Source organism: Streptomyces sp. NPDC012794 (genome assembly GCF_042901085.1).
In the GTDB taxonomy this organism is placed as follows: domain Bacteria; phylum Actinomycetota; class Actinomycetes; order Streptomycetales; family Streptomycetaceae; genus Streptomyces.
The window spans coordinates 1-24,457 of record NZ_JBIBCI010000031.1 but is presented as its reverse complement, the minus strand read 5'-3'; the positions used below and the strand labels follow the sequence as shown (position 1 = coordinate 24,457).

General features: G+C 71.6%; 27 protein-coding genes. 21 read left to right on the top strand and 6 right to left on the bottom strand.

Annotated elements, in window-relative coordinates:
* Positions 1–110: 110 nt before the first annotated feature.
* The 3 genes from ACFY7H_RS32220 to ACFY7H_RS32210 all read left to right on the top strand — a co-directional run bounded on the left by ACFY7H_RS32220 (position 111) and on the right by ACFY7H_RS32210 (position 2,756).
* Positions 111–932, top strand: coding sequence for a BTAD domain-containing putative transcriptional regulator (locus ACFY7H_RS32220; protein WP_388945646.1), 822 nt, complete (start codon positions 111–113; stop codon positions 930–932).
* 98 nt (positions 933–1,030) lie between these two features.
* Positions 1,031–2,239 (top strand): epoxide hydrolase family protein, encoded by a 1,209-nt coding sequence (locus tag ACFY7H_RS32215; RefSeq protein ID WP_388945643.1) that lies wholly within the window; start codon positions 1,031–1,033, stop codon positions 2,237–2,239.
* 10 nt (positions 2,240–2,249) lie between these two features.
* Positions 2,250–2,756, top strand: coding sequence for a DinB family protein (locus ACFY7H_RS32210; RefSeq protein WP_388945642.1), 507 nt, complete (start codon positions 2,250–2,252; stop codon positions 2,754–2,756).
* A gap of 42 nt (positions 2,757–2,798) precedes the next feature.
* Here the strand turns inward: ACFY7H_RS32210 and ACFY7H_RS32205 are convergent, their stop codons facing one another.
* Positions 2,799–3,344: a flavoprotein gene (locus ACFY7H_RS32205; RefSeq protein ID WP_388945641.1), complete on the bottom strand. Its 546-nt coding sequence runs from the start codon at positions 3,342–3,344 to the stop codon at positions 2,799–2,801.
* A 103-nt stretch (positions 3,345–3,447) separates the two neighbouring features.
* Entirely contained in the window at positions 3,448–3,960 is a 513-nt protein-coding gene (locus tag ACFY7H_RS32200; RefSeq protein WP_388945639.1) for an FBP domain-containing protein, read from the bottom strand.
* Positions 3,961–4,227: 267 nt separating this feature from the next.
* On the opposite strand from ACFY7H_RS32200, the gene ACFY7H_RS32195 reads away from it, so the two are divergent.
* The 3 genes from ACFY7H_RS32195 to ACFY7H_RS32185 all read left to right on the top strand — a co-directional run bounded on the left by ACFY7H_RS32195 (position 4,228) and on the right by ACFY7H_RS32185 (position 5,990).
* On the top strand, positions 4,228–4,782 hold the full coding sequence (locus tag ACFY7H_RS32195; RefSeq protein WP_388945638.1) for a dihydrofolate reductase family protein: 555 nt from the start codon (positions 4,228–4,230) through the stop codon (positions 4,780–4,782).
* 78 nt (positions 4,783–4,860) lie between these two features.
* Positions 4,861–5,067, top strand: a complete 207-nt coding sequence (locus tag ACFY7H_RS32190) for a DUF4287 domain-containing protein (RefSeq protein ID WP_388945635.1) — start codon at positions 4,861–4,863, stop codon at positions 5,065–5,067.
* A 68-nt stretch (positions 5,068–5,135) separates the two neighbouring features.
* Positions 5,136–5,990, top strand: coding sequence for an NAD(P)H-binding protein (locus tag ACFY7H_RS32185; RefSeq protein WP_388945632.1), 855 nt, complete (start codon positions 5,136–5,138; stop codon positions 5,988–5,990).
* Between the two features lie 121 nt (positions 5,991–6,111).
* On the opposite strand, the gene ACFY7H_RS32180 is transcribed toward ACFY7H_RS32185, so the two are convergent.
* Positions 6,112–6,585, bottom strand: coding sequence for a GNAT family N-acetyltransferase (locus tag ACFY7H_RS32180; RefSeq protein ID WP_388945629.1), 474 nt, complete (start codon positions 6,583–6,585; stop codon positions 6,112–6,114).
* A gap of 88 nt (positions 6,586–6,673) precedes the next feature.
* Here ACFY7H_RS32180 and ACFY7H_RS32175 point away from each other — a divergent pair, with 88 nt between their 5' ends.
* Positions 6,674–8,221 (top strand): FAD-dependent monooxygenase, encoded by a 1,548-nt coding sequence (locus ACFY7H_RS32175; RefSeq protein ID WP_388945627.1) that lies wholly within the window; start codon positions 6,674–6,676, stop codon positions 8,219–8,221.
* On the opposite strand, the gene ACFY7H_RS32170 is transcribed toward ACFY7H_RS32175, so the two are convergent.
* On the bottom strand, positions 8,164–8,838 hold the full coding sequence (locus tag ACFY7H_RS32170; protein ID WP_388945623.1) for a ScbR family autoregulator-binding transcription factor: 675 nt from the start codon (positions 8,836–8,838) through the stop codon (positions 8,164–8,166). The two genes, ACFY7H_RS32175 and ACFY7H_RS32170, sit on opposite strands and share 58 nt — an antisense overlap.
* A gap of 140 nt (positions 8,839–8,978) precedes the next feature.
* On the opposite strand from ACFY7H_RS32170, the gene ACFY7H_RS32165 reads away from it, so the two are divergent.
* A complete protein-coding gene (locus ACFY7H_RS32165) occupies positions 8,979–9,827 on the top strand; it encodes an NAD(P)H-binding protein (RefSeq protein ID WP_388945620.1) in 849 nt (282 codons plus the stop codon).
* A 14-nt stretch (positions 9,828–9,841) separates the two neighbouring features.
* Here ACFY7H_RS32165 and ACFY7H_RS32160 read toward each other — a convergent pair whose 3' ends face one another.
* On the bottom strand, positions 9,842–10,843 hold the full coding sequence (locus ACFY7H_RS32160; protein WP_388945617.1) for a ScbA/BarX family gamma-butyrolactone biosynthesis protein: 1,002 nt from the start codon (positions 10,841–10,843) through the stop codon (positions 9,842–9,844).
* Between the two features lie 1,089 nt (positions 10,844–11,932).
* On the opposite strand from ACFY7H_RS32160, the gene ACFY7H_RS32155 reads away from it, so the two are divergent.
* The 4 genes from ACFY7H_RS32155 to ACFY7H_RS32140 all read left to right on the top strand — a co-directional run bounded on the left by ACFY7H_RS32155 (position 11,933) and on the right by ACFY7H_RS32140 (position 15,451).
* Complete coding sequence (locus tag ACFY7H_RS32155) at positions 11,933–12,754, top strand: BTAD domain-containing putative transcriptional regulator (RefSeq protein WP_388945711.1); 822 nt, start codon at positions 11,933–11,935, stop codon at positions 12,752–12,754.
* 315 nt (positions 12,755–13,069) lie between these two features.
* Positions 13,070–13,891, top strand: coding sequence for an AfsR/SARP family transcriptional regulator (locus ACFY7H_RS32150; RefSeq protein ID WP_362457485.1), 822 nt, complete (start codon positions 13,070–13,072; stop codon positions 13,889–13,891).
* A gap of 247 nt (positions 13,892–14,138) precedes the next feature.
* On the top strand, positions 14,139–14,411 hold the full coding sequence (locus ACFY7H_RS32145) for an actinorhodin polyketide synthase (protein WP_388945614.1): 273 nt from the start codon (positions 14,139–14,141) through the stop codon (positions 14,409–14,411).
* A gap of 74 nt (positions 14,412–14,485) precedes the next feature.
* Complete coding sequence (locus ACFY7H_RS32140; protein ID WP_388945610.1) at positions 14,486–15,451, top strand: SRPBCC family protein; 966 nt, start codon at positions 14,486–14,488, stop codon at positions 15,449–15,451.
* A gap of 93 nt (positions 15,452–15,544) precedes the next feature.
* On the opposite strand, the gene ACFY7H_RS32135 is transcribed toward ACFY7H_RS32140, so the two are convergent.
* Positions 15,545–16,159: a ScbR family autoregulator-binding transcription factor gene (locus ACFY7H_RS32135; protein ID WP_388945607.1), complete on the bottom strand. Its 615-nt coding sequence runs from the start codon at positions 16,157–16,159 to the stop codon at positions 15,545–15,547.
* A gap of 233 nt (positions 16,160–16,392) precedes the next feature.
* On the opposite strand from ACFY7H_RS32135, the gene ACFY7H_RS32130 reads away from it, so the two are divergent.
* The 9 genes from ACFY7H_RS32130 to ACFY7H_RS32090 form a co-directional block, all read left to right on the top strand.
* Positions 16,393–17,166 (top strand): response regulator transcription factor, encoded by a 774-nt coding sequence (locus ACFY7H_RS32130; RefSeq protein WP_388945603.1) that lies wholly within the window; start codon positions 16,393–16,395, stop codon positions 17,164–17,166.
* A gap of 63 nt (positions 17,167–17,229) precedes the next feature.
* Positions 17,230–18,075 (top strand): hypothetical protein, encoded by an 846-nt coding sequence (locus ACFY7H_RS32125; RefSeq protein WP_388945600.1) that lies wholly within the window; start codon positions 17,230–17,232, stop codon positions 18,073–18,075.
* 236 nt (positions 18,076–18,311) lie between these two features.
* Positions 18,312–19,784, top strand: coding sequence for an FAD-dependent monooxygenase (locus ACFY7H_RS32120; protein ID WP_388945598.1), 1,473 nt, complete (start codon positions 18,312–18,314; stop codon positions 19,782–19,784).
* 87 nt (positions 19,785–19,871) lie between these two features.
* The gene (locus ACFY7H_RS32115) at positions 19,872–20,516 is read left to right on the top strand and encodes a TetR/AcrR family transcriptional regulator C-terminal domain-containing protein (protein WP_388945595.1); all 645 of its coding nucleotides are present in this window, start codon (positions 19,872–19,874) and stop codon (positions 20,514–20,516) included.
* A gap of 47 nt (positions 20,517–20,563) precedes the next feature.
* Positions 20,564–20,896, top strand: coding sequence for a TcmI family type II polyketide cyclase (locus tag ACFY7H_RS32110; protein ID WP_388945592.1), 333 nt, complete (start codon positions 20,564–20,566; stop codon positions 20,894–20,896).
* A 37-nt stretch (positions 20,897–20,933) separates the two neighbouring features.
* The gene (locus tag ACFY7H_RS32105; protein ID WP_388945589.1) at positions 20,934–22,202 is read left to right on the top strand and encodes a beta-ketoacyl-[acyl-carrier-protein] synthase family protein; all 1,269 of its coding nucleotides are present in this window, start codon (positions 20,934–20,936) and stop codon (positions 22,200–22,202) included.
* Positions 22,199–23,419, top strand: coding sequence for a ketosynthase chain-length factor (locus ACFY7H_RS32100; RefSeq protein WP_388945586.1), 1,221 nt, complete (start codon positions 22,199–22,201; stop codon positions 23,417–23,419). The genes ACFY7H_RS32105 and ACFY7H_RS32100 overlap by 4 nt, the downstream gene beginning before the upstream one ends.
* Positions 23,420–23,529: 110 nt before the next feature.
* Positions 23,530–23,799 (top strand): acyl carrier protein, encoded by a 270-nt coding sequence (locus tag ACFY7H_RS32095; protein WP_388945583.1) that lies wholly within the window; start codon positions 23,530–23,532, stop codon positions 23,797–23,799.
* A gap of 140 nt (positions 23,800–23,939) precedes the next feature.
* On the top strand, positions 23,940–24,457 hold a 518-nt coding region (locus ACFY7H_RS32090), incomplete at its 3' end, for an aromatase/cyclase (RefSeq protein ID WP_388945708.1).

The window sequence follows — 24,457 nt, the reverse complement described above, 5'->3', positions numbered from 1 at the left end:
CGGCGCGACGCACGCGGAGAGGTACGGACCCGGCCGGTCCGGGCGTACGGGACGAGGGCCACAGCGACCCGCGTCATCGAGGTGAATCGACGAACTGCGGAGGGGGAACCGTGAGGATTCAGATTCTGGGACCGCTGAGGGCCGAGGTCGACGGGGAGTCCATCGTGCCGACCGCGGCCAAGCCGCGGCAGATCCTGGCCCTGCTCGCCCTGCATCCCGGCCGGGTGGTCCCGGTGCACACGCTCATGGAGGAGATCTGGGGCCAGGACCTGCCCAACAGCGCGCTGACCACCCTGCAGACGTACATCCTCCAGCTCCGCCGCAGGCTGGGCACGGCCATGGGGCCGGGCCGGCCGGGGGCCGCGAAGGAGGTCCTCACGACGCGGCACGGCGGGTACCTGTTGCAGGTGCCGCCGGAGTCCGTCGACGTCCACGCGTACGAGGACCTCGTCGCGCGCGGCCTCGCCGCCTTCGAGGGCGGCGATGACGAGGGCGCGGCCACCCTGCTGCGGGCGGGGCTCGCGCAGTGGGAGGGGCCGGCGCTGGTCGACGTACGGGTGGGCCCGGTCCTCGCGATCGAGGTCATGCGGCTGGAGGAGAGCCGGCTGGTCACGCTGGAGCGGCGGATCGACGTCGACCTCCGGCTGGGGCGGCACACCGAACTCCTCGCCGAGCTCACCGAGCTGACGGCACGGCACGCGCAGCACGAGGGCCTGCACTCCCAGCTGATGGTCGCGCTGTACCGGTCGGGGAGGCAGGGTGCGGCCCTGGACGTGTACCGGCGGCTGCGCGGCAGGCTGATCGGGGAGCTGGGCGTCGAGCCGGCGCCGCAGCTCCAGCGGCTGCACCAGGCGATGCTGACGGTGGATCCGGCTCTGGACGTCGCGGCCGGCCCCAAGCGGGGATCGACCTTCGACCTCTATGCGGCTTGACCGCGACCGGCGCCGGGGCGGGTGCGGGCGGACCGGATCCGTCGGCCGGCCAGAACACCCAGGTCCACCGCCCCGGGCAGGAGTGACATCGTGGGCGCATGGAAGACATGGGTTTCAGGCCGTTCCGGTTCGACGTGCCGCAGGAGGAGCTGGACGACCTCGACGGGCGGCTGAGGCGGGCCCGGTGGCCCGACGAGCTCGACGGGGTCGGGCGGGCGTACGGGATGCCGCTCGGGGAGATGCGGGAGCTCGTGCGGTACTGGCGCGAGGAGTACGACTGGCGGGCCGCCGAGGCGCGGCTGAACGAGTGGCCGCAGTACACCACCGTCATCGACGGGGCCCGTGTGCACTTCGCGCACGTCCGCTCGCCGGAGCCGGACGCCCTGCCGCTGCTGATGACGCACGGCTGGCCGGGGTCCTTCGTGGAGTTCCAGAAGGTGGCCGGGCCGCTGACCGACCCGCGCGCGTACGGAGGGGACCCCGCCGACGCCTTCCACCTGGTGCTGCCGAGCATTCCCGGCTTCGGGCCCTCCGGGCCGACCACCGGCACCGGCTGGGAGTTCAAGCGGGTCGCGCGGGCCTTCGGGGTGCTGATGGAGCGGCTCGGGTACGACGCGTACGGGGTCCAGGGCGGTGACTGGGGCGCCGCGGTCTCGCGGGAACTCGGCAGGATCCGCCCCGGCGACGTCGTCGGAGTGCACCTGAACCTGCTGCCCGGGGCGGGAGCCACCGCCGAACCCGCGCCGGCCGAGCTCGCGGCGCTGGACCCCGGCGAGCGGGAGCGGACGCTGGCCTCCTGGGAGCGCTACCGGGTGTGGGCGCGGGAACGGCAGGGGTACGCCGACATCCAGGCGACCCGGCCGCAGACCCTCGCGTACGGGCTGAACGACTCGCCGGTCGGGCTGCTCGCCTGGATCGGGGAGAAGTTCGCCGAGTGGAGCGACCCCCGCACCCCCGTCGACCGGGACCAGATGCTGACCAACGTGATGCTGTACTGGCTGACCGGGACGGCCGGGTCGGCCGCCCGCATCTACTACGAGCGGGCCCACGCGGACTACCACGGGCGGCCGCCGGAGGTGTCGGACACCCCGACCGCGCTCGCCGACTTCCCCCGCGACAACTTCGTCCCGCTGCGCCACGTCGCCGCGCGCACCGACCGGATCGTGCGCTGGACCTCGTACGACAGGGGCGGGCACTTCCCCGCGATGGAGGTGCCGGAGCTGCTGGTGGAGGACGTACGGGCGTTCTTCCGGGACGAGGCCGTCCGGCATGTGGAATCCGGCGGCGGGGACCGCGTGACGCTGTGATCATCGTCCGATGGACCTCGAACAGCGGACCCCGCCCGTACTGACAGGTGACGGACGCTCCACCCTGACCAGCGTCCTGCAGTGGCAGCGGGACACCCTGCGGATGAAGTGCGCCGGCCTCACGGACGAGCAGCTGCGGCGCCGGGCCGTACCGCCGTCCGGGCTGAGCCTGCTGGGGCTGGTCCGGCACCTGGCCGAGGTGGAGCGGGGCTGGTTCCGCAACGTGCTGAACGGGGAGGACGCACCGGGCCACTTCCCGGAGAACGCCGCCGGGGAGCGGACGGAGTTCCACGTCGAGGACGCGGACCCCGCCGAGTCCTTCCGGATCTGGGAGGAGGCCTGCGAGCGGTCGCGGGCCGTCGTGGCGGCCGCCGAGTCCCTCGACGTACGAGGGCACTCCGGCGGCCGGGCGTACTCGCTGCACTACATCCTCGCGCACATGATCGAGGAGTACGCCCGGCACAACGGGCACGCCGACCTGCTGCGCGAGGCGATTGACGGGGTCACCGGGGAGTAGGCGCGCCCGGCGGGGTCACGGGGCGGGCCTTGGCCGCCGGCGTTACGCGGAGACCGCTCCGGCCCGGTCCACGGCGTCGAGGGCGGCCTGCCAGGGGAAGTGCGGCGGGACGTCGGCCCCGGCCGGACCGGGCAGGAAGCCGCCCTCCCCGAAGAGCAGTTCGGCGCCGGCGCCGCGCAGGACGGCCAGCGACTGCTCGAACTGGGGGTGCGCGGCGAGGGCGGCGTTCGTACACGGCATGGCGACCACCGGGGTGCCCTTGCCGAGGGCCTCGGCGGCGACGCCGACGGTGAAGCGGTCGGTGAGGCCGAGGGCCCAGGCGTTGACCGAATTGAAGGTGGCGGGGGCGAAGAGGACGGCGTCGGCGGCCGGCCACACGTCGGGCTCCCCGGGGAGCTTGTACTGCCAGCGCACCGGGTTGCCGGTCAGGGCGGCGAGACCGTCGAGGCTCTCCGCCACCCACTGCGCCGCCGCCGGGGTCAGGCCCAGGCACACGTCCCAGCCGCGCGACTGGGCGTCCTCGATCACATGGGCCACGTCGAAGACGGGCGGGGCGGCGGAACAGAACAGGTAGAGAGTCCTCGTCATGCGGTTATGTGATCACATTCCTGGCCCTCAACTCTCCTCGAGGGCCGGGCCGCTGACATCGCGGTGGCGGTGGACGCGGGCCGGGAGGGGATCCCGGCCCGGTTCAGACGGCCGCCCCGGTGGCGATCCTGGCGGTGAAGGCGTCCAGGTTGGCCCACATCCGCGCGAGGCGGTCCTCCACGGTCAGCGACTCCTCCTGGCGCCCGGCGCGCAGCTTCGGCTGCCGCTTGCCGCGTACGTAGAGGGGGCAGGCGAGGTCGGCGCAGATGTACGTGCCGACCGTGTTCCCCTCACGGCCGCGGGCGCCCGCCAGCGGGGCGGCGAGCAGGGTGACCCCGGACGAGGCGTGTCCCGTCAGGCAGATCTGGCACAGGCTCGACTTCACCGCGCTCGTCCGCGTCGCGGCGGGCACGCGCAGGGTGATGCCGACCGGACCCTCGGGGCGGGGGACGACGAGATGGGCCCGCAGCGGGGCGCCCGGGTCCACCCAGCCCAGGAAGTCCAGGTCCTGCCAGGGCAGTTGGGCGAAGTCCAGGGGCAGACGCAGGCGCGCCGCCTCACCCTTGGTGCAGTTCACGAAGGATGAGCGGATTTGTTTTTCGGTGAGCGGTTCCACGGGAGTCGACCCTACGGGGCGCGTGGGGCGGTCCGCACGTCATTTACGCAGGTGGAGGGCGGGGTGGGGGTGGCTGGGGGGCTGGGGGCGGCGGATTTTCCGCAATCGGTGGCCGGTGCGCCGATGAGTCGGGGGGAGGGGGCCGGTCTACCCCTGTGAGCAGCGGAAGTTGGGTCGCGAAACAGGATGTGGACACCGTCCACTTTTCTGGATAGGCTGCGGAGCGTCTGGATGTGGACGCCGTATACATCTCTAAGGGGAACCCTCATGCGCAAGGTCATCGCGTCCGTCTTCATCTCGGTCGACGGCGTCTTCGAGGACCCGAGCTGGTCCATGCCGTTCTGGAACGCCGAGGCGGAGAAGTTCGCCGGTGAGCAGCTCGCCGCCGCCGACGCGCTGCTGCTGGGCCGGGTGACGTACGAGGCGATGGCGCCGGCCTGGATGGCGCGGGCCGAGGGCGCCGACGCCGGGACCCTGCGGATGAACGCGATGCCGAAGTACGTCGCGACCTCCACCAGCGCCGCCCCGGAGTGGAACGCCACCTTCCTGACGGGTGACCTCGCCGCCGAGGTCGCCGCGCTCAAGCAGCAGGACGGCGGCGACCTGCTCGTCTATGGCAGCGGGCAGCTCGTCAACGCCCTGCTCGCGCACGACCTGCTCGACGAACTGCGGCTGTGGACCCTGCCGGTGGTGCGGGGCGCGGGGCGCAAGCTGTTCGGCGAGGACTCGCCGGTGAAGACCCTGCGGCCGGTGGGGACCACCGCGCTCGGCGGCAGCGGGGCGCAGGTGCACGCGTACGCGCCGGCGCCCGCCGCCGGGTGAGCGGCGGGACGCCCGATCCGTCCCCGTTTCCGAGTGTCCCCAACGATGTCGCACACTGAGCAGAAGGAGCACCACGTCATGACCGAGCAGCCGGTGAAGGGCCCCGCGAGCTACTTCCCCTCGATCGAGAAGAAGTACGGCCGCCCGGTGGCCGAATGGCAGGCCCTCGTCCGGGCCTCGCCGCTGACGAAGCACATGGAGCTCGTCTCCTGGCTGAAGACCGAGTACGGCATCGGCCACGGCCACGCCAACGCGCTGGTCGCGCACACCCTCGCGGAGAAGTAGACGCTCACGCATGCGGCAGAGCGTCCGGGCCATGTGCTGTCCCGCCGGACGCCGCTTGACTGGGTGTCATGACGAACAGCACGGACAACGGCATGGACGACGGCACGCGGGGCGGCACCACCCTCGTCGTCGGGGGCAACGGCAAGACGGGACGACGGGTCGCCGAACGGCTCCTGGCCCAGGGGCGCGCGGTGCGCGTCGGCTCCCGCACCGGTGAGCCGGCCTTCGACTGGGACCGGCCCGAGACCTGGGGACCCGCGCTGGAAGGCGTGGACCGGGCGTACGTGACCTACCACCCGGACCTGGCCTTCCCGGGGGCCGCCGACCGCGTCGGTGCCTTCGCGGAAGCCGCCGTGGCCGCCGGGGCGCGGCGACTGGTGCTGCTGTCCGGGCGCGGGGAGGAGGCGGCGCGGCGGGCCGAGGACAGGCTGCGGGACTCGGGGGCCGACTGGACCGTCGTACGCGCCAGCTGGTTCCACCAGAACTTCGACGAGGACTTCTTCCTGGACTCCGTACGGGTTGGGGAGATCGCGCTGCCCGTGGGGGACGCGGTGGAACCCTTCGTGGACGCCGGTGACATCGCCGACGTGGCGGTGGCCGCGCTCACCGACGACCGCCACATCGGCAGGACGTACGAGCTGACCGGGCCGAGGCTGCTCGGCTTCGCGGAGGTGGCCGCCGAGCTCTCGAGGGCGACCGGGCGCGAGATCGCGTACGTCCCCGTCACGGAGGCGGCGTACCTGGCGGTGCTGCGGGAACGCGGCCTGCCGGAGGAGTTCGCGGAGCTGTTCGCCCTGATCTCGGACGGGCGCAACGCGCACCTGGACCACGGGGTGGAGGAGGTACTGGGGCGCCCCGCCAGGGACTTCGCCGACTATGCGCGCCAAGCGGCGGCGAGCGGGGTCTGGGACGTCCGGGGGTGAGCCCGGCCGGCGGCGGTCCGCGAGCCGGTGCGGGGAGCGGGCCCGCGGGGGTTCCGGACGGCGACGGCCGCGGGCACGGGGGCAGGCCGGGCGGGCAGCGCGGTGCCCGCCCGGCCCCGGCTCAGGAGAGCTCCAGGACCCCGACGGGCTGGGGGCCGCTGAGCTCGCCGGTGGGCCGGAAGCCGAGGCCCAGGTAGAAGGGCGCCGGGCTGTCGTCGCCGTCGTGCCAGGTGACGTACGCCCGCGTCCCGCCGCGACGGCGGATCTCCTCGGTGACGGCCTCCACGGCGAAGCGGCCGTAGCCCTTGCCCTGGTGGCCGGCGGCGATGTTCAGGCGCCAGATGCCGGAGCGGCGGTGCTCGGGGTCCTCGGCCGGGTTCCAGACGATGTCCAGGAAGGCCATGACGAAGCCGACGACCTCGTCACCGTCGACGATGGCGCGGGGCCAGGCGGTCTCGCCGTGGACGTAGGCCTCGGCGAGGGACGTGGCGACGGACTCGACGAGGTGCTCCTGGTCGGGGCGGACGCGGACGGCGGTGACGGCTTCGAAGTTGTCCGGGGTCACCGGCACCAGGCGGAGTGATGAGCTGATCATTTGCGCAGCTTAGTTCCGCCGCACATGCCCATTGAAAAGAACGGGACGTGCGGTATATTTTCTGTAGTCCACGGGGGAGGGGAAGGCCTTGCTCGCACAAGTGGCCGTTGTCGGCGGGGGGCCGGTCGGCATGCTGGTCGCGGCCGAACTGGCCGCGTACGGGATCGACACGCTGGTCCTCGAGGAGCGTGCGGCGATCTCCGAGCGGCCCAAGGCGACCACGCTGCACGCGCGGGCGGTGCAGAGCCTGGTCCGGCGCGGGCACCTGCCCGCGGGCAGCTCCGGCGGCGCCTCCGGCGCCTTCCACTTCGCCGGCATCCACGGGCTGGTCATCACCGTGCCCGAAGGAGAACCGGAAGCGATCCTGAAGTGTCCGCAGGCGGAGCTCGAGCGGCTCTTCGAGGCACGGGCACGGGCGGCGGGCGCGCGGGTGCTGCGTGAGCACCGCGTGACGGGGATCGTCCAGGAACCCGACGGAGTGCGGCTCGACATCGAGGGGCCGCAGGGCCCGGCGGCCTGCCGGGTGGAGTACCTCGTGGGCGCGGACGGCGCGCGCAGCACCGTGCGCGAGCAGCTGGGCATCGGCTCCGACACGACTCCGGCCTCGGTGTCCGCCCTGGTGGGGCTGGCCACGCTGGAGGACCCCGGAGCCCTCGAGCCCGGCTGGCTGCGCACTCCGCGCGGGTGGATCGTCTCTAAGCGGACGCCCGGCGGCGAGACCCACATCCGTACCCTCGACTGCACGCGCGAGCACGAGGGCCGGGAACGGCAGCCGACGCCGCAGGAGCTGTGCGACGAGGTCTCCCGGATAGCCGGACGGGACATCCCGATGGCGGGGGCGCGCTGGATCAGCAGGTTCAGCGACTTCACGCGCCTGGCCCGGACCTACCGCTCGGGGCGGGCCTTCCTCGTGGGGGACGCGGCGCACCTGCACTTCCCCATCGGCGGCCAGGGCCTGAGCACCGGGGTGCTCGACGCCCTGAACCTGGGCTGGAAACTGGCGCTCGCCGTACGCGGCGCGGCCGGGGAGCGGCTGCTCGACAGCTACGGCCTGGAGCGGCGCCACGCGGCCCGGGAGGTCATCGACAACACCCGGGCGCAGCTGGCGCTGATGCGGCCAGGCGAGGACGTCGACGCGCTGCGCGAGGTGTTCACGGGACTGCTGGCGGCGGACCGGGAGACCGGCCGGCTGAGCGACATGATCAGCGCGCAGGGGACGGTGCTCCCCGCCTACACGGACGATCCGTCGCCCTGGGAGGGCCGCTTCCTGCCGAACGTACGGCTGACGGCGCAGGCAGGCGAGACCGATGTGATCACGCTGCTGCGGGAGGGCCGTCCGCTGCTGCTGCTCTCCGGTGAGCGGGCGGGTCGCCACGTGGAGGGGGCGCGGCCCTGGGCGGAGGTCCTGCGGGTGGTGCGCGCCCGGGAGGTGCCCGGCCTGCCGGACGAGGCGCTGCTGGTACGGCCCGACGGATACGTCGCCTGGTCGTCGGGCAGAGGTGTGCTGGCAGACGCCTTGTCTCAGTACTTCGGTGAAGGGGCGCGCGGGGCGGACTCCTCCGGCAGGAGCGATCCGGCTCAGCCGGCGGCTTCCGCGGCCTGCCTCAGCCGGGCCGTCTTCGTGGCCTCGGCGTAGACCTCGGACCCCCGGCTTTCACCGAGGTGGAGGGAGGTGAGGACCGAGGGGAGGACGACGCTGGGCAGCAGGTGGCGCATCAGAGCGGCCACTCTGGCCGGAAGGTCGCGGTAGTCGCACATGGCTTGGGACATGGACTGGATACCGGCGAACGAGCCCACGATGACGTCGGCCGTTTCGGCCGGTTCGACATGGGGCAGCAGTTCGCCCTGCGCCTTGGCGGTCTGCAGAAGCCCTGTGAGGACCTCCGCCCAGCGCACGAAGGGGCCGCTGCGGTCCAGGTCATGGGCCAGCTGGTCCATGGTCAGCCGCACGCCGGCGCGGACCATGGGATCCGTCTGCAGGCGGTAGGAGTGCAGCACCGCCACGTCGACGAGTTCCTGGACCTTGCTGGGGCGATCGGGAACGAAGATCTGCTGATGATCCTGTTCGGCAAGCACCCCCTGGGCGAGGTCTTCCTTCGACTGGAAGTGGAAGTAGAGCGCGCCCTTGGTCACACCTGCCGCAGTGAGGATCTCGGAGATGGTGGCTGCCTGGTAGCCCCGCTCCTCAAAGATCTTGGCCGCTGCTGACAGGATCGCCCGGCGCGTCCGAATGGCTCGCACCTGCTCAGCCATGATGCCCCCTTCCTCCACGGTTTCCCGATTCCTTCGGAAGGCTTGTGCAAACCGTCCGTCCCGTACGTATCTTACAGCGGGTAACTGATACTCCAACCCTTACGCCCCTGAGCGGCGGACGACGACCAGTGGGAGGGACGATGATTCTCGTGACTGGCGCCACCGGCACGGTCGGTCGGGAGGTGCTCCGTCAGATTCCCTCCGACGTGCGGGTCCGGGCCATGTCGAGGGAACCGGACCGTCTGGCAGCCGTGCTTGGGACGGCCGAGGCCGTGCGGGGGGATTACGACGATCCGCGGTCAGTGGCCAAGGCGCTGACCGGGGTGGAGAGCGTCTTCCTCGTGACCAGCCGGGTGGGGCGGGACGATGACGGCCGGTTCCTCCGGGCGGCGCGGGCGGCCGGGGTCCGGCATGTGGTGAAGGTCTCGGCCGCAGCGGTCGCGGACAGCCGGGCCGACGACCTGATCACCCGCTGGCAGCGGGTGAACGAGGACCTTCTGCGTGCGTCCGGAATGGAGTGGACGCTGCTGCGGCCGCGCTCCTTCATGTCCAACACCCTCTCCTGGGCAGCCTCCATCCGTGCGGACGGCGTCGTACGGGCCCTGTACGGAGGGTCGGCGAATTCCTGCATCGATCCGCGGGACATCGCAGAAGTGGGCGTGCGTGCGCTGACCGAACAGGGGCACACCGGCCGCGTGTACCCGCTGACCGGTCCTGAAGCGCTCAGTGCCGCCGAGCAGACGGCCCATTTGTCGGATCTCCTGGGCCGTCCGCTGTACTTCGAAGATCTGGAGCCGGCCCAGGCGCGTACCTTGCTGGGCGCGCGCCATCCGGAGCCTCTGGTCGAGGCGCTGATGCGGAGCGCCGAGCGGCAGCGCGAGGGCGCCAAGACCCGGGTGGAGAAAACGGTTCAGGAGGTCTGTGGCAGGCCGGCGCGTTCATACTGGGAGTGGGCCCGGGACCATCTCACGGCCTTCGTGCCGGCCTGAGGCGATCTCTGCGGTCAGCCGCTGTACGAGTCCGCGGTCACGATGGAGCTGAAGACCAGCTCCCCGTCCTGGTGACCCGTCACCAGGACGGCGTCCTTGGCTCCGGTGGCGTCGTCGTACACGCGGTGGGCTTCGATCATGCAGGGCATGTCGAACTCGACGTACCGCTTGAAGTCGCTGTGGATGCCGAGTGGCAGGAAGGACGAACGTCCGAGGGTGGCCGCCGCGGCCTGTCGTGCGGCTTCCACGAGGAGCATGCCCGGTACGTGGTCGAGGGGGTGGTCGAACAGGATCGGGTGGAGGGTGTCCACCCTCAGCTGCCAGCGGTTCGGCTCGGCCGACGGGGACAGGACCACGTCGGTCGGGGACAGCCGCCCCACGCTCTGCGGCGCGACGGGAGCCGTCAGGGGCAGCGGACGGTGGTCGGCCTGCCGGGTGTGCGGGGGGCGCAGGCGCTCGTAGACCGCCGGGCTGGTGCAGGTGGAGGAGACGCGCCCCGTGGCGACGACGTGTCCGTCGCGGCGGACCACGGCCTCGTAGGTGATCTTGCTCAGCTTCCCGGCCCGGCGCTTGATCTCGGTGAAGGTGACGTCGATGTCGAGGGACGTCGGTGCCTGCTGGACCTTGAGGTGCTCCGGCTGGTGGACGGTGATGCCGAGGTCCCACAGCAGGTACTGGTGGCCGAGAGGCAGTCCGAACTCGGCGTGGCCCAGCAGGATGCCGACCTGGCGGATCGTCTCGACGCATATGAGCGGATCGTGGTGATCTCCCGCGACGTGGGCGTAGAAGCTGTGGCTGCGGGGCCACTGCGCGGTGACGGAGAAGCGGGTGTCGTCGAGGCGCTGCCAGTCGGTCAGGAAGACTTCGGCGGCGGACGTCCGGTGCACCAGTTCCTTCGGGACGGTGGCCGTGAACGACGGGTAGTCGTATCCGCTCTGCTCGTGTGGCGAGAACGCGGCCCGCAACGTCGGGTCGTAGGTCGGAGTGCGCTCGATATGAAACGTGCTCGCGCTCATTGTTCCCCCTAGACAGCGCTGGCGAGTTACAGGTGTGACCCGCGAGAAAAATATATACCAACCGGTTTTTTATCCAGAGGGAGAGTCGGCCTTGCCCGGGAAATATGCGGAGGTATCCATTCCGGCCAAACCGCTGTCCGGCTGTTTTCCCAGTTCCCTGCCGGTGGGCCGACGTTGAATCTCCGCCATCCGGCTGGAACCAGCTCAACCGGGCCGAGAGTGGTTCTTGAGCCGGTGGCCGGCAGGAGGGCCGTGTCCGGCTCGGGAGGCCGGCCGATTCGCATCGGAAGAGCGCTTTGCAGTCTGCGGACGGGCGGACCGTTCGCCGCGGCCTCGCCCGGTTCCTGTGGGCGACGGGTTCCGCCTCGGACCGGGCGGTCGGCGGGACGCCGCTCCCGCTGGGTGCCCATGGGGCTCCAGCCGTCCCTTTGCACGTTCGCGGTTTGCCGTGGCGAAACGTCTCGAGCGATTCCGATGCTCTCCTCCGGGCCTTCGAGGCCCGAGTCCCCGCACGGACGGGTGAGTGGTCCGGTGCCTGGCGGACAGGCTTCAGTGGGGTGGGCGGGAGGGCGGACAGGCCTGCCCACTGCTGGGTTCCGGCCTCCAGCGGCGCCGGGCGGCCGGGGGCGGCGGAAGTCATTCCCCTTCGTCTTGAGCGGCGTTTGAGCCCAGCTCCGGCAGGACTCCGGCGGCCGACCAGTGTAAATACAGTTGCGCAAACCGCTAAAGCGGTTTGTAACACCGACCAGAGCACCTCTTGCGGACGTTCCCGGCGGTCTGACTCGCTCGTCGGAGAGTCCCCGAGGACGCCGTTGAAGCAGTCGACTGGTTGATTTTCGGCCGTTCGTTGTCTCATAGACAGCCACCGGCGGCTCTCTCTGGCCCTCTCGTGAGGCCTCTGCAGGCGGTCTCTCTCGTTCCTCTTGGCGGTAAAGATGCAGCTCATAGCGGCTCTTGAGCGTTCCGGAGGGAGCTGGAGGGTCAGAAAACGGTACAGCCGGTTTGGTATTGACAAACCGGCTCGTCTGTTTTTTGCTCATTCCAGCGAAAGTCGAGGGCTCATCCATGGACGAAGCAGGGGAGTACGGCGTGGACATCGATGTACTGGGCGCACTGACCGTGCGGGAGAACGGGGTCTCCATCACGCCGACCGCGGCCAAGCCCCGGCAGGTGCTGGCGCTGCTCGCGCTCCACGCCGACCAGGTGGTGCCCGTGGCCGCGCTGATCGAGGAGCTGTGGGGCGCCGAGCCGCCGCGCAGCGCCCGTACGACGCTCCAGACGTACGTGCTCCAGCTGCGCGGGCTCATCGCCACCGCGCTGGAGGGGACGGACGGGACGCGGACCCCCAAGGACGTGCTCGTCACGCTGCCCGGCGGGTACATGCTCAACAGCGCCGGCGGGACCAGCGACGTCCGCGAGTTCGACCGGCTGGCCGGGATGGGCTACCGGGCCATGGACGCCGGGGACTTCCCCAACGCCGCACGGCTGTTGCGCGAGGCGCTCGCGCTCTGGTCCGGCCCGGCCTTCGCGGACGTCGACGGCGGCGTGCAGCTGGACATGGAGACGCGGCGCCTGGAGGAGACCCGGCTGTGCGCGCTCGACCAGCGCATAGAGGCCGACCTGCGGCTCGGCCGGCACCGGGAGCTGCTCGCGGAACTGACCGTACTGGCCAGCCGCTACCGCATCCACGAGAACCTGCACGGCCAGTTCATGCTCGCCCTGCACCGCTCCGGGCGGCGCGGCGAGGCGCTCAGCGTCTACCAGCGGCTGCGCTCCACGCTGGTGCGCGAGCTCGGCATCGAGCCCTCCGCCGCCCTGCGCAGTCTCCAGCGGTCGATCCTCATGAGCGGCCCCGAGACCCCCGCCGAATCCCCGGAGACCGCCCGCAAGCGTCTCGCCCGGGTGGGGTGAACCCGGTATCGGGATGATCGACCTGTGAAATCGTGTACCGGGATTTAAGAAAGAGTGCGGGAGAACCTGAGAGTTAATTTGCGTTAACGGGAATCGGAACAAAGATGAGCGGCTCAATCGCTGGGCTGAGCATGGGGTTCCGTCTCCAATCGGAATCCTGTCTTTCGAATCCGCCGTCTGTTCGCCTGTTTCGGAGGTCCGCTCGACGTCGGCTCGAGCGCCCGGTGATGTTGCCCTGGGCTGCCTTACCGTCATCGGGTCGAATACTGAAAACCGAGAGTATCTCGACGAAATATGGAGGGGAGACGGGAGACCGTGAAGATTCAGGTTCTGGGTCCGTTGAGTGCCGAGGTCAACGGGGCATCGATCGTTCCTACGGCGGGCAAGCCGCGTCAGATCCTGGCGCTTCTCGCGCTCTACCCGGGCCGGGTGATGCCCGTACCGACCCTCATGGAGGAGATCTGGGGGACGAAGCTGCCCGAAAGCGCGCTCACCACCCTGCAGACGTACATCCTCCAGCTGCGCCGCAGACTCGGCACGGCCATGGGCCCCGGAGCCCCCGGCACCGCCAAGGACGTGCTCGCCACCCGGCACGGCGGCTACCTGCTCCAGATCCCGCAGGAGTCGGTGGACGTCCACGAGTACGAGGCCCTCGTGGCCGCCGGCCAGACCGCCTTCGACGACGGTGACGACGAGCGCGCCGCGGACCTGCTGCGCAAGGCCCTCGACCTGTGGCAGGGACCCGCGCTGGTCGACGTACGCGTCGGGCCGATCCTGGAGATCGAGGTGCTGCGCCTGGCGGAGAGCCGGCTGGTGACCACCGAGCGGCGCATCGACGTCGACCTGCGCCTGGGGCGCCACACCGAACTGCTCGCCGAACTCACCGAGCTGATGGCCCGCAACCCGCAGCACGAGGGTCTGCACTCGCAGGCCATGGTCGCCCTCTACCGCTCGGGCCGGCAGGCCACCGCCCTCGACGTCTACCGCAGGCTCCGGGCCCGCCTGATCGGTGAGCTCGGCGTCGAGCCCTCGCAGCAGCTCCAGCGCCTGCACCAGGCGATGCTGCGGGTGGACCCGGCGCTCGACGTGGTCGCGGGACCGCGCCGCAGCTCCACCTTCGACCTGTACGCGGCGTAGGGGCGGCGCGGGGCGGGCGACCGCCTGCCGCCCCCGCGCGGCGCCGGTGCGCCGGGGGACCGTGCCGCCCGCTTCGCGACCGGCCGCCCCGGGCGATCCTGGTGCACCGGGGGGTTCGTGGCAGGGCCGCGACCTGGTTCTTCGAGCGGTGCTCGGCCGTGGCGTGAGCGGCTCTCCAGCGCGGGCGGTCAGGCTCCTGGCGACCCGGTGTGCGTCGGTGCGCCGGCGGACGAGGAGAGAGGCGACCATGCAAGCCACGGATCAGCTGGAACTCGTCGACCTGGCCCGCATCCTGCGGGTCTGGGGCGGCGAGGAGGACTGTGTCGAGCTGAGCGAGGACGTCCAGGACCTGTACTGGATGGAGCTCGGCTACGACTTCCTCTCCGTCCTGCAGACCACCGGCTCGATCGAGCGGAAGTTCGACATCCTCATCGACGGGGACCTCCTCGAAATGGCCGACACCCCGAGGCTCTTCCTCGAACTGGTCAACGGAGTGCTGGGCAGCCGGGCCGCCGCCTGAGACTCGAGCGGCAGTCCATGCGGGCTCCGGCCGACTCAGACAGGCTCTGTGTCAAGCGTTGAGAGAGGTGTCTGATGTCTGTCGAGCGAGTGCACCGGTTGTCATGCGCGGTTGACGCGGCCGCGCCCGCCGGAGCCCTGTACACCCTGGTGGCCGACACCGCCCCCTGGCCGTTGTTCCTGCGGGACGCCGTCCACGTCGAGCGGCTGGACTTCGACGGCACCACCGACCGGTACATGCAGTGGGCCATCGTGGACGGGGAGCTGCGGCGTTCGCTCTGGCGGCGGACCCTGGACCCCGACCAGCGGCGCATCGGCTTCCGCGAGGAGCGCCCCGATGACCCCGTCGCCGCGGCGGGCGGCAGCTGGAGCGTGACGGAACTGGCCCCGGGCTGGTCGCGGCTGACCCTTGAGCAGGACCTCACCGTCTCCGGGGGCCGCGGCGCGGAGGCCGAACGGGTCCTGGCCTCCGCCGAGGAGCGGGGCCGGGCGGTGCTGCACGGTCTGCGGACCGCCGCGGAAAGCTGGCGGCGGCTCGACGAACTGCTGCTGTCCTTCGAGGACTCCGTACGGATCGAGGGCCCGGTCGAGCCGGTGTACGAGTTCCTGTACGGCGTGGACTCCTGGCCGGGCCGCGTCGCGCACGTCGTCGAGGCCGAGGTCACCGAGGACCGGCCCGGCGTGCAGCGCACCCGGCTGGTGAACCTGGCCGAGGACGGCTCCTCCTACACCACGGAGGGGGTACGGGTGTGCTTCCCGGCGGCCGGGCGCATCGTCTTCAAGCGGACCCGGCCGCACCCCCTCCTCGCCGCGCACGCCGGAGAGTGGTCGCTGGAACCGGACGCGGCGGGGGTGACCGTGGTGTGCCGGCACGACGTGCTGCTGGACGAGCGGGCCGTGGAGCGGGTCCTGGGCCCCGGCGCGGACCTCGCGCGGGCGCGGCGCTCCGTGCGCGAGGTGCTCGGCCGCGAGGCCAGGGCCACGCTGGGTCCGGTGCCGCAGTCCGCCGGGGACACCGTCAGGGCCCTGCGGTCCGTGTGAGGGGCCTTCGCGGCCCGAGCGCGCCACGGGGGACCCGTCGCGCCCGCCCGTCACCCACCACCGTCTTCGCCGAGGCGGTGGGTGACGGGCTTCTCAGGTTCGGCGACCCGCGGTGTCGAGCCGGCGCAGTGTGGCGGGGAGGGCCAGGCAGGGCATGACCACCCGCCAGAAGCCGGCCAGCGTGCGGGGGGCGAGCCACTGCGGGTCGTCACGTGCCAGGGCCTCGAAGCCGAGGGTGGCGGCCACCACCGTCGCCGCCACGTTGCGGAGGTTGAGGCCGGGCAGCAGGGTGCCCTCCTGCGCGGCCTCCGTGAGCAGCCGGTGCACGTACTCGTGCCACTCCCGGGGCAGGGCGTAGGCGGGGGAGTACGCCGGCTCCCGGTTGAGCCGGAATCCTGCCCGAGCCACGACGTCGGACAAGAGCAGCCGGGCGAGGGCCTGCGAGCTGTCGGCCAGAGCCTGGAGGGCCGACGTCCGCTGCGCGTAGACCTCGCAGGCGACCGCGCGCAGGGCCCGTGCCCCGGCGGCCTCGACCGCCTCGGCGACCGCCGCCTTGTTCTCGAAGTGGAAGTGCAGCGCGCCCGGGCTCACGCCCGCCCCGACGCTGATCATGCTCAGCGTCGCCTCGGCGTAGCCGCGTCGTCCGAACACGGTCGCGGCTGACTCAATCAGTGCTTGACGGGTCCGGACGGCGCGTTCTTGTTTCATCACGCATAGCTCCTGTATCAGTTTCCTTCCATTATTAAACCGCGCCGTTGGTATAAAAGAAGGAGGCCGAGGGTCGCGGGTGGCTGGTTTGATGGTGATTCTTCCCCCGTGGTGGCCGGTTTCAGGCTATTCATCCCCGTATCTCATAGGCGTGTGAAGCCTTTGACAAACCGGCGACGCGGTTTGTATCTTCGCTGACGTTGGCTCAACCGAGCTTGAGGGGAGGGGGGCAGATGAACCAGCGGACCATCGCTGTACTGGAACCTCATGCAGCCGCCGCCGGAGTGAACGGGGGGTTCCTTCCGGCCGAGGGACTCAGGACACCACAGCACGCGCCGACCCAGTCGGCCCTGTGGCGGATCCTCATCGTGGACAGCAACACGGCCGAGGCGGAGACGCTCGCACGCGGCCTGCGCCGCCACGGGCACGAAGTCGACATCGTCGGCACCGGAAGCGAGGGACTGCGCGGCTACGCCGACGCCGACCTGGTCCTCCTCGACCTCGAACTCCCCGACCTCGACGGCCTGGAGGTCTGCCGGAGCATCCGCGCGGCCCACGAGATCCCGGTGATCGCGGTCACCGCCCGGGGCAGCGAACTGGACCGGGTCCTGGGCCTCCAGGCGGGCTCGGACGACTACCTGGTCAAGCCGTACGGCTTCCGCGAGCTGATGGCGCGCATGGAGGCGGTGATGCGACGGGCGCGCCCGAGCCGGCCCGTCGCGGCGACCATCACCTGCGGCCCGCTGCGGATCGACGCGGGAACGCGCGAGGTGACGCTGCACGGGGAGCCCGTCGAGACCACGCGCAAGGAGTTCGACATGCTCTACCTCCTCGCGTCCCATCCCGACACCGTCATCCCGCGCAAGATGCTGATGCAGCAGGTCTGGGGCGACTCCTGGTCCCGCCGGACCGTGGACACGCACGTGAGCACGCTCCGGAACAAGATCGGCGCCGGCTGGATCATCACGATCCGGGGCGTCGGTTTCCGGTTCGGCCAGGCAGCCTGAGCCGGCCCCGCGGGATCCCGCGGGAGGACCGCCGACCACCGATACCAGCTGAGGGGGACGACCATGACCGCGACGTCGCTGTGCCAGGGGGAGGGCTGCCGCAGCGGGCACGCCGGCGGACGGCCCCGCAGGAGGACGGCCGACGGCAGCCTGCTGTGCCGTTCGTGCCGCGAGCACCTCACCGCCGGCCTCGCCGAACTGACCCACCTCTACGAGGAGTGCGGGCGGATGCTCGGCGGCGCGGCCCCCGGCAGCCTGCGCGAGCGGACCACCGGCGGATACCTGCCCGGGCTGCCCTTCAACGGTGCCGCGGCCGACGTGCGGGCCAGCATGGTCTCCGTCCTGGGCTCGTGGAGCGGGCTGGTCGCGCAGCAGCGCGGGTTCACCGCACCGCCCCGGACCGTCGCCGCGCTCACCGCCTTCCTGCTGCGCAACGCCGACTGGCTCGCCGCCCATTCCGCGGCCGCCGAGGTCACGAAGGAGATCGCCCGGCTGGTCCGGGCCGGACGCCGCGCGGCCTTCCCGGACCCCGCCCGCAGCATCCGCCTCGGGGACTGCCCCGAGTCCGGCTGCTCCGGCGCCCTGGCGCTGGCCGTGCGCGCCGGTGCGCCCGCGCCCGGAGAGGCGATCGTGTGCGACGCCGACCCTGCCCACCGTTGGACCAGCGACCAGTGGAGCGAGCTCAGCCGCTCCATGGACTCCGCCCGTGAGCCCGGCGCAGCCCCGGCGGCGGCCACCGAACGCTGGCTGACCGCCGCCGACATCGCGCGGCTGTGGCACACCCCGACGGGCACCGTCTACCGGCTGGCGAGCGAGGAGCGCTGGCGCAGGCGCAACCGCGCCGGCCGTACGTACTACAACGAGGGCGACGTCCGCGCCTGCTTCACGCGGCGGGCGGCGCGCACCTGAGCCACCCGCCCCGCCTGATCCTCCGCAGCGGTCAGCACGGCATCCGGTAGGACCCGGATCCAGCCGTCTGACCGCTGCTTGACGTTCCCTTGGCCGCCCTGCGACACAGTGGACCGGCCCTTGTGGAACCTGACCTACTCCTGAATCCAGCACCATTGAACGGCCGCTCGCGTCCGAAGAACCTTGTAGTCAAGATCCGGTGCACTGTCTCCGGAGGTTGAATTCAAGGAGACGTGATGGACGCCCCAGTGATCGTCGTCGGCGCGGGCCCCGCGGGCATGATGCTCGCCGGCGAGCTGCGGCTGGCGGGAGTCGCCGTCGTCGTCCTGGAACGCCTTGAACGGCGTACAGGCGAATCCCGCGGCCTCGGCTTCACCACCCGCACGCTGGAGACCTTCGACCAGCGCGGCCTGCTCGCCCGCTTCGGCGAGATCGAACGGAGCACGCAGGGCCACTTCGGCGGGATCCCGCTGGACTTCGGCGTGCTCGACGACGCCTGCCAGGCCGCCAAGACCGTGCCGCAGTCCGTCACCGAGACGCACCTGGAGGAATGGGCCACCTCGCTGGGCGCCGACATCCGGCGCGGCCACGAGGTGCTCTCCGTACGCGACGACGGCGAGGGCGTCGACGTCGAGGTCCGCGGTCCGGACGGCACGGACACCCTGCGCGCCGGCTGGCTCGTGGGCTGTGACGGCGGCCGCAGCACCGTGCGCAAGGCGGTCGGCTTCGACTTCCCCGGCACCGCGGCCACCATGGAGATGTTCCTCGCCGACATCAAGGGCATCGAGCTCAAGCCCCGCATGATCGGCGAGACCCTGCCCGGCGGCATGGTGATGGTGGGCCCCCTGCCCGGCGGAACCACCCGCATCGTCGTCTGCGAACGCGGCACCCCGCCGCGCCGGCGCGAGAGCCCGCCGTCCTTCGAGGAGGTCGCGGCCGCCTGGCAGCGGCTGACCGGCGAGGACATCTCGGCCGCCGAACCGGTGTGGGTGAGCGCCTTCGGCGACGCGGCACGCCAGGTCACCGAGTACCGGCGCGGCCGGGTGCTGCTCGCCGGCGACGCCGCGCACATCCACCTGCCCGCCGGCGGCCAGGGCATGAACACCGGCATCCAGGACGCCGTCAACCTCGGCTGGAAGCTCGCCTCGGTCGTGCTCGGCCGGGCCCCGCTCAGCCTGCTCGACACCTACCACGCCGAACGCCACCCCGTCGGGCGGCGCCTGCTGATGAACACCCGGGCCCAGGGACTGCTGTTCCTGAGCGGCGCGGAGGTACAGCCGCTGCGCGACTCCCTCCGAGAACTCATGGCGTACGAGGACGTGGCCCGCCACCTCGCCGCCATGGTCACCGGACTGGAGATCACCTACGACGTCGGCAGGGGCAGCCACCCGCTGCTCGGCCGCCGCATGCCCCGCCTGGAGCTCACCGGTGCCGACGGCCGCCCGACCTCCAGCACCGAACTGCTGCGCCCCGCCCGCGGGGTGCTCCTCGATCTGGCGGACAACCCCCGGCTGCGCCAGCGCGCCGCCGCCTGGGCGGAGCGGGTCGACACGGTCACCGCCCGGCCGCGCGAGACACCGGCCGGCGGCGACGGCCCGTACGGCACCACCGCCCTGCTGATCCGGCCCGACGGGTACGTGGCCTGGGCCGCGCCCGGCAGCCACCACGACCTGCCGATGGCGCTGGAGCGCTGGTTCGGCACGCCCTGACCACCGGCGCGCCCCGACGACCGGCATTCCCGGGCGGCCGCCGCACCCGGCGGCCGGACGAGTACGTCACGAGGAGGAACCACCCCCATGGCAACGCCCACCGCGGCGATCGAACGCGCGCCCGGAGCTTCCGAGGAGCGCCGCGGCATCGTCCGCGCCGCCCGTACGGTGCTGGCCCGCGAGGGCTGGACGCGCTGCACCTCCGAAGCGACGGCGCAGGAGGCCGGCGTGCCGCTGGAGTCCGTGGAGCGGCACTTCCCGGACCAGAAGAAGCTGCTGCTGAGCGTGCTGCTGGACAGCTCCGCCTCCGTCGCCGCGACCCTCGAGGCCGTCGCCGAGAGCCACCTCGCGCAGATCACCGACCTGGAACAGGACCTCATCGCGCTCGGCCGGGCCTGGCTGGCGCCGCTGGAGGCCTTCCGCGAGCACTTCGCGATCGTCCGTCACATCAGCGCCGAGGTCACCCGTCTCCCGGCCGAGGCCGTCCAGAAGTGGCAGGCCACCGGACCCCGGCGGGCCCGCGGCGCACTGGCCCGCCGGCTCCGGCACCTCGCCGACCGGGGCCTCCTCGACATCTCCGACGCCGACCAGGCGGCGGAACGTTTCATCCTGCTGGTCCCCTCCGGCGTCGTCCAGCGCTCCTTCCTCGGGGCGCTGCCCGTGCCCGAGGACGAGGCGGACGCCCTCATCGCCGACGGAGTGGCGGACTTCATCCGCCTCTACCACCCCTGAACCAGCCCCCCAGACCCAGCCCCCGGCTCACGGAAGAGAGACACCGAATGCAGCACAGCAACCTCATCGTGGCCCGGATGGACAGCATGTCGAGCGACCAAGTCGCGAAGCTGTTCTCCGAGTTCGACAAGACCGACATGCCTGCGCGGATGGGCACCCTCCGCCGCCGCCTGTTCATGTACAAGGGGCTCTACTTCCACCTCCAGGACTTCGCCGAGGACGACGGCGGCGAGCGCATCCAGGAATCCCGTACCGACCCGCGCTTCATGAAGATCAGCCACGACCTGCTGCCCTTCATCCAGCCGTACGACCCCGCCACCTGGCGCAGCCCGGCCGACGCCATGGCCACCCGCTTCTACGACTGGACGGCGTCCGAGTGACATCCGTCCGGGCCGATACGAGAGGAGGGCCGCACCGGTGGTTCGCCGGGTAGTGATCACAGGACTCGGAGTGCTGTCGCCGGGAGGCATCGGCACCCGGGACTTCTGGAACCTGCTGAGTTCGGGGCGTACGGCGACACGGGGGATCACCCTCTTCGATCCGTCCCCCTTCCGGTCCAAGGTGGCGGCCGAGGCCGACTTCGACCCCGGACTGCACGGGCTGACCGCGCAGGAGGTCCAGCGCATGGACCGCGCCGCCCAGTTCGCCGTGGTGGCGGCCCGGGAGGCGGTGACCGACAGCGGCCTCGACTTCGCGGGGCTGGACCCGTACCGCATCGGTGTCAGCCTCGGCACCGGCATGGGAGCCGTCGGCAGCCTCGACAGCGCGTACCGCGCGGCCAGCGACCGCGGCCGGCTGGACGCGGTCGACCACAAGGACGCGCCCCCTCATCTGTACGACCACCTCGTGCCCAGTTCCTTCGCCGCCGAGGTGGCCTGGGCCGTCGGCGCGGAGGGACCGTCCACGGTGGTCTCCACCGGCTGCACCTCCGGGATCGACTCGGTCGCGCACGCCGTCGACCTGATCCGCGAGGGCAGCGCCGACATCATGGTCACCGGCGCCGCCGACGCCCCGATCACGCCCTTCATCCTGGCGTCCTTCGACGCGATCAAGGCGACGACCACCCTCAACGACGAGCCCGAGAAGGCCTCGAGGCCCTTCGACGCCTCCCGCAAGGGTTTCGTCCTCGGCGAGGGCGCCGCGGTCTTCGTCCTGGAGGAGCTGGAGAGCGCCCGCAACCGCGGCGCGCACGTCTACGCGGAGGTCGCCGGCTACGCCTCCCGCTCCAGCGCCTTCCACATGACGGGACTGCGCCCCGACGGCCGGGAGATGGCCGAGGCCATCACCGTGGCACTGGACGAGGCACGGATGAACCCGGGCGACATCGACTACGTCAACGCGCACGGCTCCGGCACCAAACAGAACGACCGCCACGAAACGGCCGCGTACAAGCTGGCCCTCGGCCCGCACGCCTACGGCACGCCGGTGAGCTCGATCAAGTCGATGATCGGGCACTCGCTGGGCTCCGTCGGCTCCATGGAGATCGCCGCGTCCCTCCTGGCGATGGAGCACCACGTGGTGCCGCCCACCGCCAACCTGCGGACCCGGGATCCGGAATGCGACCTCGACTACGTTCCGCTCGTGGCGCGGGACCACCGCACCGATGCCGTCCTGACCGTCGGCAGCGGATTCGGCGGCTTCCAGAGCGCGATGGTGCTGGCCCGTCCCGACAGGAGGACCGCATGAGCGCCAGGACCCTGGTCACCGGCATCGGTGTGGCCGCCCCCAGCGGGCTCGGGGTGGAGGACTTCTGGGCGGCGACCCGTATCGGCAAGAGCGCCATCGGGCCCGTGACCCGGTTCGACACCTCTTCCTACCCCGCGCGCCTGGCCGGGGAGATCCACGGCTTCGATGCCAAGGACCACCTGCCCGGCAGGCTCGTACCGCAGACCGACCGGGTGACCCAGCTCGCCCTCGTCGCCGCCGACTGCGCCTTCGCCGATGCCGGTCTCGCGCCGGGCGACATCCACCCGTGCGACATGGGCGTGGTCACCGCGGCCGGCTCCGGGGGGCTCGAGTTCGGCGAGAACGAGCTGCGGAACCTGTGGAACCAGGGCCCCAGGCACGTCAGCGCGTACCAGTCCTTCGCCTGGTTCTACGCCGTCAACAGCGGGCAGATCTCGGTCCGCAACGATCTGCGCGGGCCCACCGGCGTCCTCGTCGGCGACCAGGCGGGCGGACTCGACGCGCTGGCCCACGCCCGGCGCCAGCTCCGCAAGGGCAGCAGCAGGCTGATCGCCACCGGCGGTTTCGACGCCTCGATCTGCTCCCTGGGCTGGGCGGCGCACCTCGCGGGCGGCCACCTGTCCACCAGCGACGAACCCGAACGCGCCTACCTGCCCTTCGACGAGGCGGCGGCCGGCTACGTGCCGGGAGAGGGCGGCGCCCTGATCCTCCTGGAGGACGAGGACAGCGCCCGCGCCCGAGGCGCGCGCAACGTCTACGCCGAGTTCGCGGGATACGGAGCCACGCTCGACCCCAGGCCGGGCAGCGACCGGGCACCCGGCCTGCGCCGGGCCATCGACGCGGCGCTCACCGACGCGTCCTGCCACCCGGCCGAGGTCGACGTGGTCTTCGCCGACGCCGCCGGCGTCCCGAGGCTCGACCGTGAGGAGGCCGAGGCGATCTCCGCGGTCTTCGGCCCCCGCGGGGTACCGGTCACCGCACCCAAGACCATGACCGGAAGGATCAACGCGGGCGCGGCACCGATCGACGTGGTCTCGGCGGTCCTCTCCATGCGGGAGGGCCTGATCCCGCCGACCGTCAACGTAGAGCTGTCCCCGGCGTACGACCTCGACCTGGTGGCCGCGCGGCCCCGGACGGCCTCGGTCCGTACCGCCCTCGTCCTCGCCCGCGGCCGCGGCGGCTTCAACGCCGCGGCCGTGGTGCGCGCCGTCGACTGACGGCGCCCCCCAACCGGCGTCCGCCACCGTCCCGCCCCGACGGAGGCGGCGTCCTTCGTACCCCGCAGCCGAAATCCCCCGGCTGCGGAAGACCAATGAAGGGATCCATCGTGTCCAAGCAGGAATTCACCTTTGACGACCTCAAGCGCATCCTCCTCGAGGGTGCCGGCGCCGACGAGGGGGTCGACCTCGACGGCGACATCCTCGACATCGAGTTCGAGACGCTGGGCTACGAGTCGCTGGCGCTGCTCGAGACCGGCGGCCGCATCGAGCGCGAGTTCGGCATCACCCTCGACGACGACGTGTTCGTCGACAACACCACGCCGCGGTCCCTGGTCGAGGCCATCAACCTGAGCCTGCGGGCCCTCGTCGACGCCTAGGCCTTCCGCGGCGCCGGGCGGCCGCCCCCTGGTACGGCGGCCGCCCCGTCGGCACGGTGCCCACGGCCGGCACACAGGGTTCGTCCTGGGGTTCCGTTCGTCGCCGAACGGTTCGTCCCGAGTCTGAAGGAGTCATGAGCATGTCGCAGTCCGGTCTGCGGGAGGTGGAGCACGAGATCACGGTCTCGGCTCCGGCCGCCGCTGTGTACCGTCTGATCGCCGAGGTGGGGAACTGGCCCCGGATCTTCCCGCCGACCATTTATGTGGACCGGGTCGCGCGGGGTGAGGGCGAGGAGCGCATCCGTATCTGGGCGACCGCGAACGGCCAGGCGAAGAACTGGACCTCGCGTCGGACGCTGGATCCGGAGGGTTTGCGGATCACGTTCCGGCAGGAGATCGCGGCGCCGCCGGTGGCCGCGATGGGCGGGGCGTGGATCATCGAGGAGCTGGGGGAGGGGCGGTCGCGGGTGCGGCTGCTGCACGACTACCGGGCGATCGATGACGATCCGGCGAGTCTGGAGTGGATCGAGGAGGCCGTCGACCGTAATTCGCGTGCGGAGCTGGCGGCGTTGAAGACGAACGTGGAGCTGGCGCACGCGGCGGAGGAGCTGACGTTCTCCTTCGAGGACACGGTGCAGATCAACGGTTCGGCGAAGGA

Bases quoted from the DNA above. Each gene is read 5' to 3' on its own strand.
- ACFY7H_RS32210 (WP_388945642.1), top strand. From the start codon at position 2,250: ATGGACCTCGAACAGCGGACCCCGCCCGTACTGACAGGTGACGGACGC.
- ACFY7H_RS32215 (WP_388945643.1), top strand. From the start codon at position 1,031: ATGGAAGACATGGGTTTCAGGCCGTTCCGGTTCGACGTGCCGCAGGAG.
- ACFY7H_RS32140 (WP_388945610.1), top strand. From the start codon at position 14,486: ATGTCTGTCGAGCGAGTGCACCGGTTGTCATGCGCGGTTGACGCGGCC.
- ACFY7H_RS32190 (WP_388945635.1), top strand. From the start codon at position 4,861: ATGACCGAGCAGCCGGTGAAGGGCCCCGCGAGCTACTTCCCCTCGATC.
- ACFY7H_RS32110 (WP_388945592.1), top strand. From the start codon at position 20,564: ATGCAGCACAGCAACCTCATCGTGGCCCGGATGGACAGCATGTCGAGC.
- ACFY7H_RS32160 (WP_388945617.1), bottom strand. From the start codon at position 10,843: ATGAGCGCGAGCACGTTTCATATCGAGCGCACTCCGACCTACGACCCG.
- ACFY7H_RS32185 (WP_388945632.1), top strand. From the start codon at position 5,136: ATGACGAACAGCACGGACAACGGCATGGACGACGGCACGCGGGGCGGC.
- ACFY7H_RS32120 (WP_388945598.1), top strand. From the start codon at position 18,312: ATGGACGCCCCAGTGATCGTCGTCGGCGCGGGCCCCGCGGGCATGATG.
- ACFY7H_RS32125 (WP_388945600.1), top strand. From the start codon at position 17,230: ATGACCGCGACGTCGCTGTGCCAGGGGGAGGGCTGCCGCAGCGGGCAC.
- ACFY7H_RS32195 (WP_388945638.1), top strand. From the start codon at position 4,228: ATGCGCAAGGTCATCGCGTCCGTCTTCATCTCGGTCGACGGCGTCTTC.
- ACFY7H_RS32145 (WP_388945614.1), top strand. From the start codon at position 14,139: ATGCAAGCCACGGATCAGCTGGAACTCGTCGACCTGGCCCGCATCCTG.
- ACFY7H_RS32205 (WP_388945641.1), bottom strand. From the start codon at position 3,344: ATGACGAGGACTCTCTACCTGTTCTGTTCCGCCGCCCCGCCCGTCTTC.
- ACFY7H_RS32165 (WP_388945620.1), top strand. From the start codon at position 8,979: ATGATTCTCGTGACTGGCGCCACCGGCACGGTCGGTCGGGAGGTGCTC.
- ACFY7H_RS32135 (WP_388945607.1), bottom strand. From the start codon at position 16,159: ATGAAACAAGAACGCGCCGTCCGGACCCGTCAAGCACTGATTGAGTCA.
- ACFY7H_RS32180 (WP_388945629.1), bottom strand. From the start codon at position 6,585: ATGATCAGCTCATCACTCCGCCTGGTGCCGGTGACCCCGGACAACTTC.
- ACFY7H_RS32115 (WP_388945595.1), top strand. From the start codon at position 19,872: ATGGCAACGCCCACCGCGGCGATCGAACGCGCGCCCGGAGCTTCCGAG.
- ACFY7H_RS32170 (WP_388945623.1), bottom strand. From the start codon at position 8,838: ATGGCTGAGCAGGTGCGAGCCATTCGGACGCGCCGGGCGATCCTGTCA.
- ACFY7H_RS32100 (WP_388945586.1), top strand. From the start codon at position 22,199: ATGAGCGCCAGGACCCTGGTCACCGGCATCGGTGTGGCCGCCCCCAGC.
- ACFY7H_RS32130 (WP_388945603.1), top strand. From the start codon at position 16,393: ATGAACCAGCGGACCATCGCTGTACTGGAACCTCATGCAGCCGCCGCC.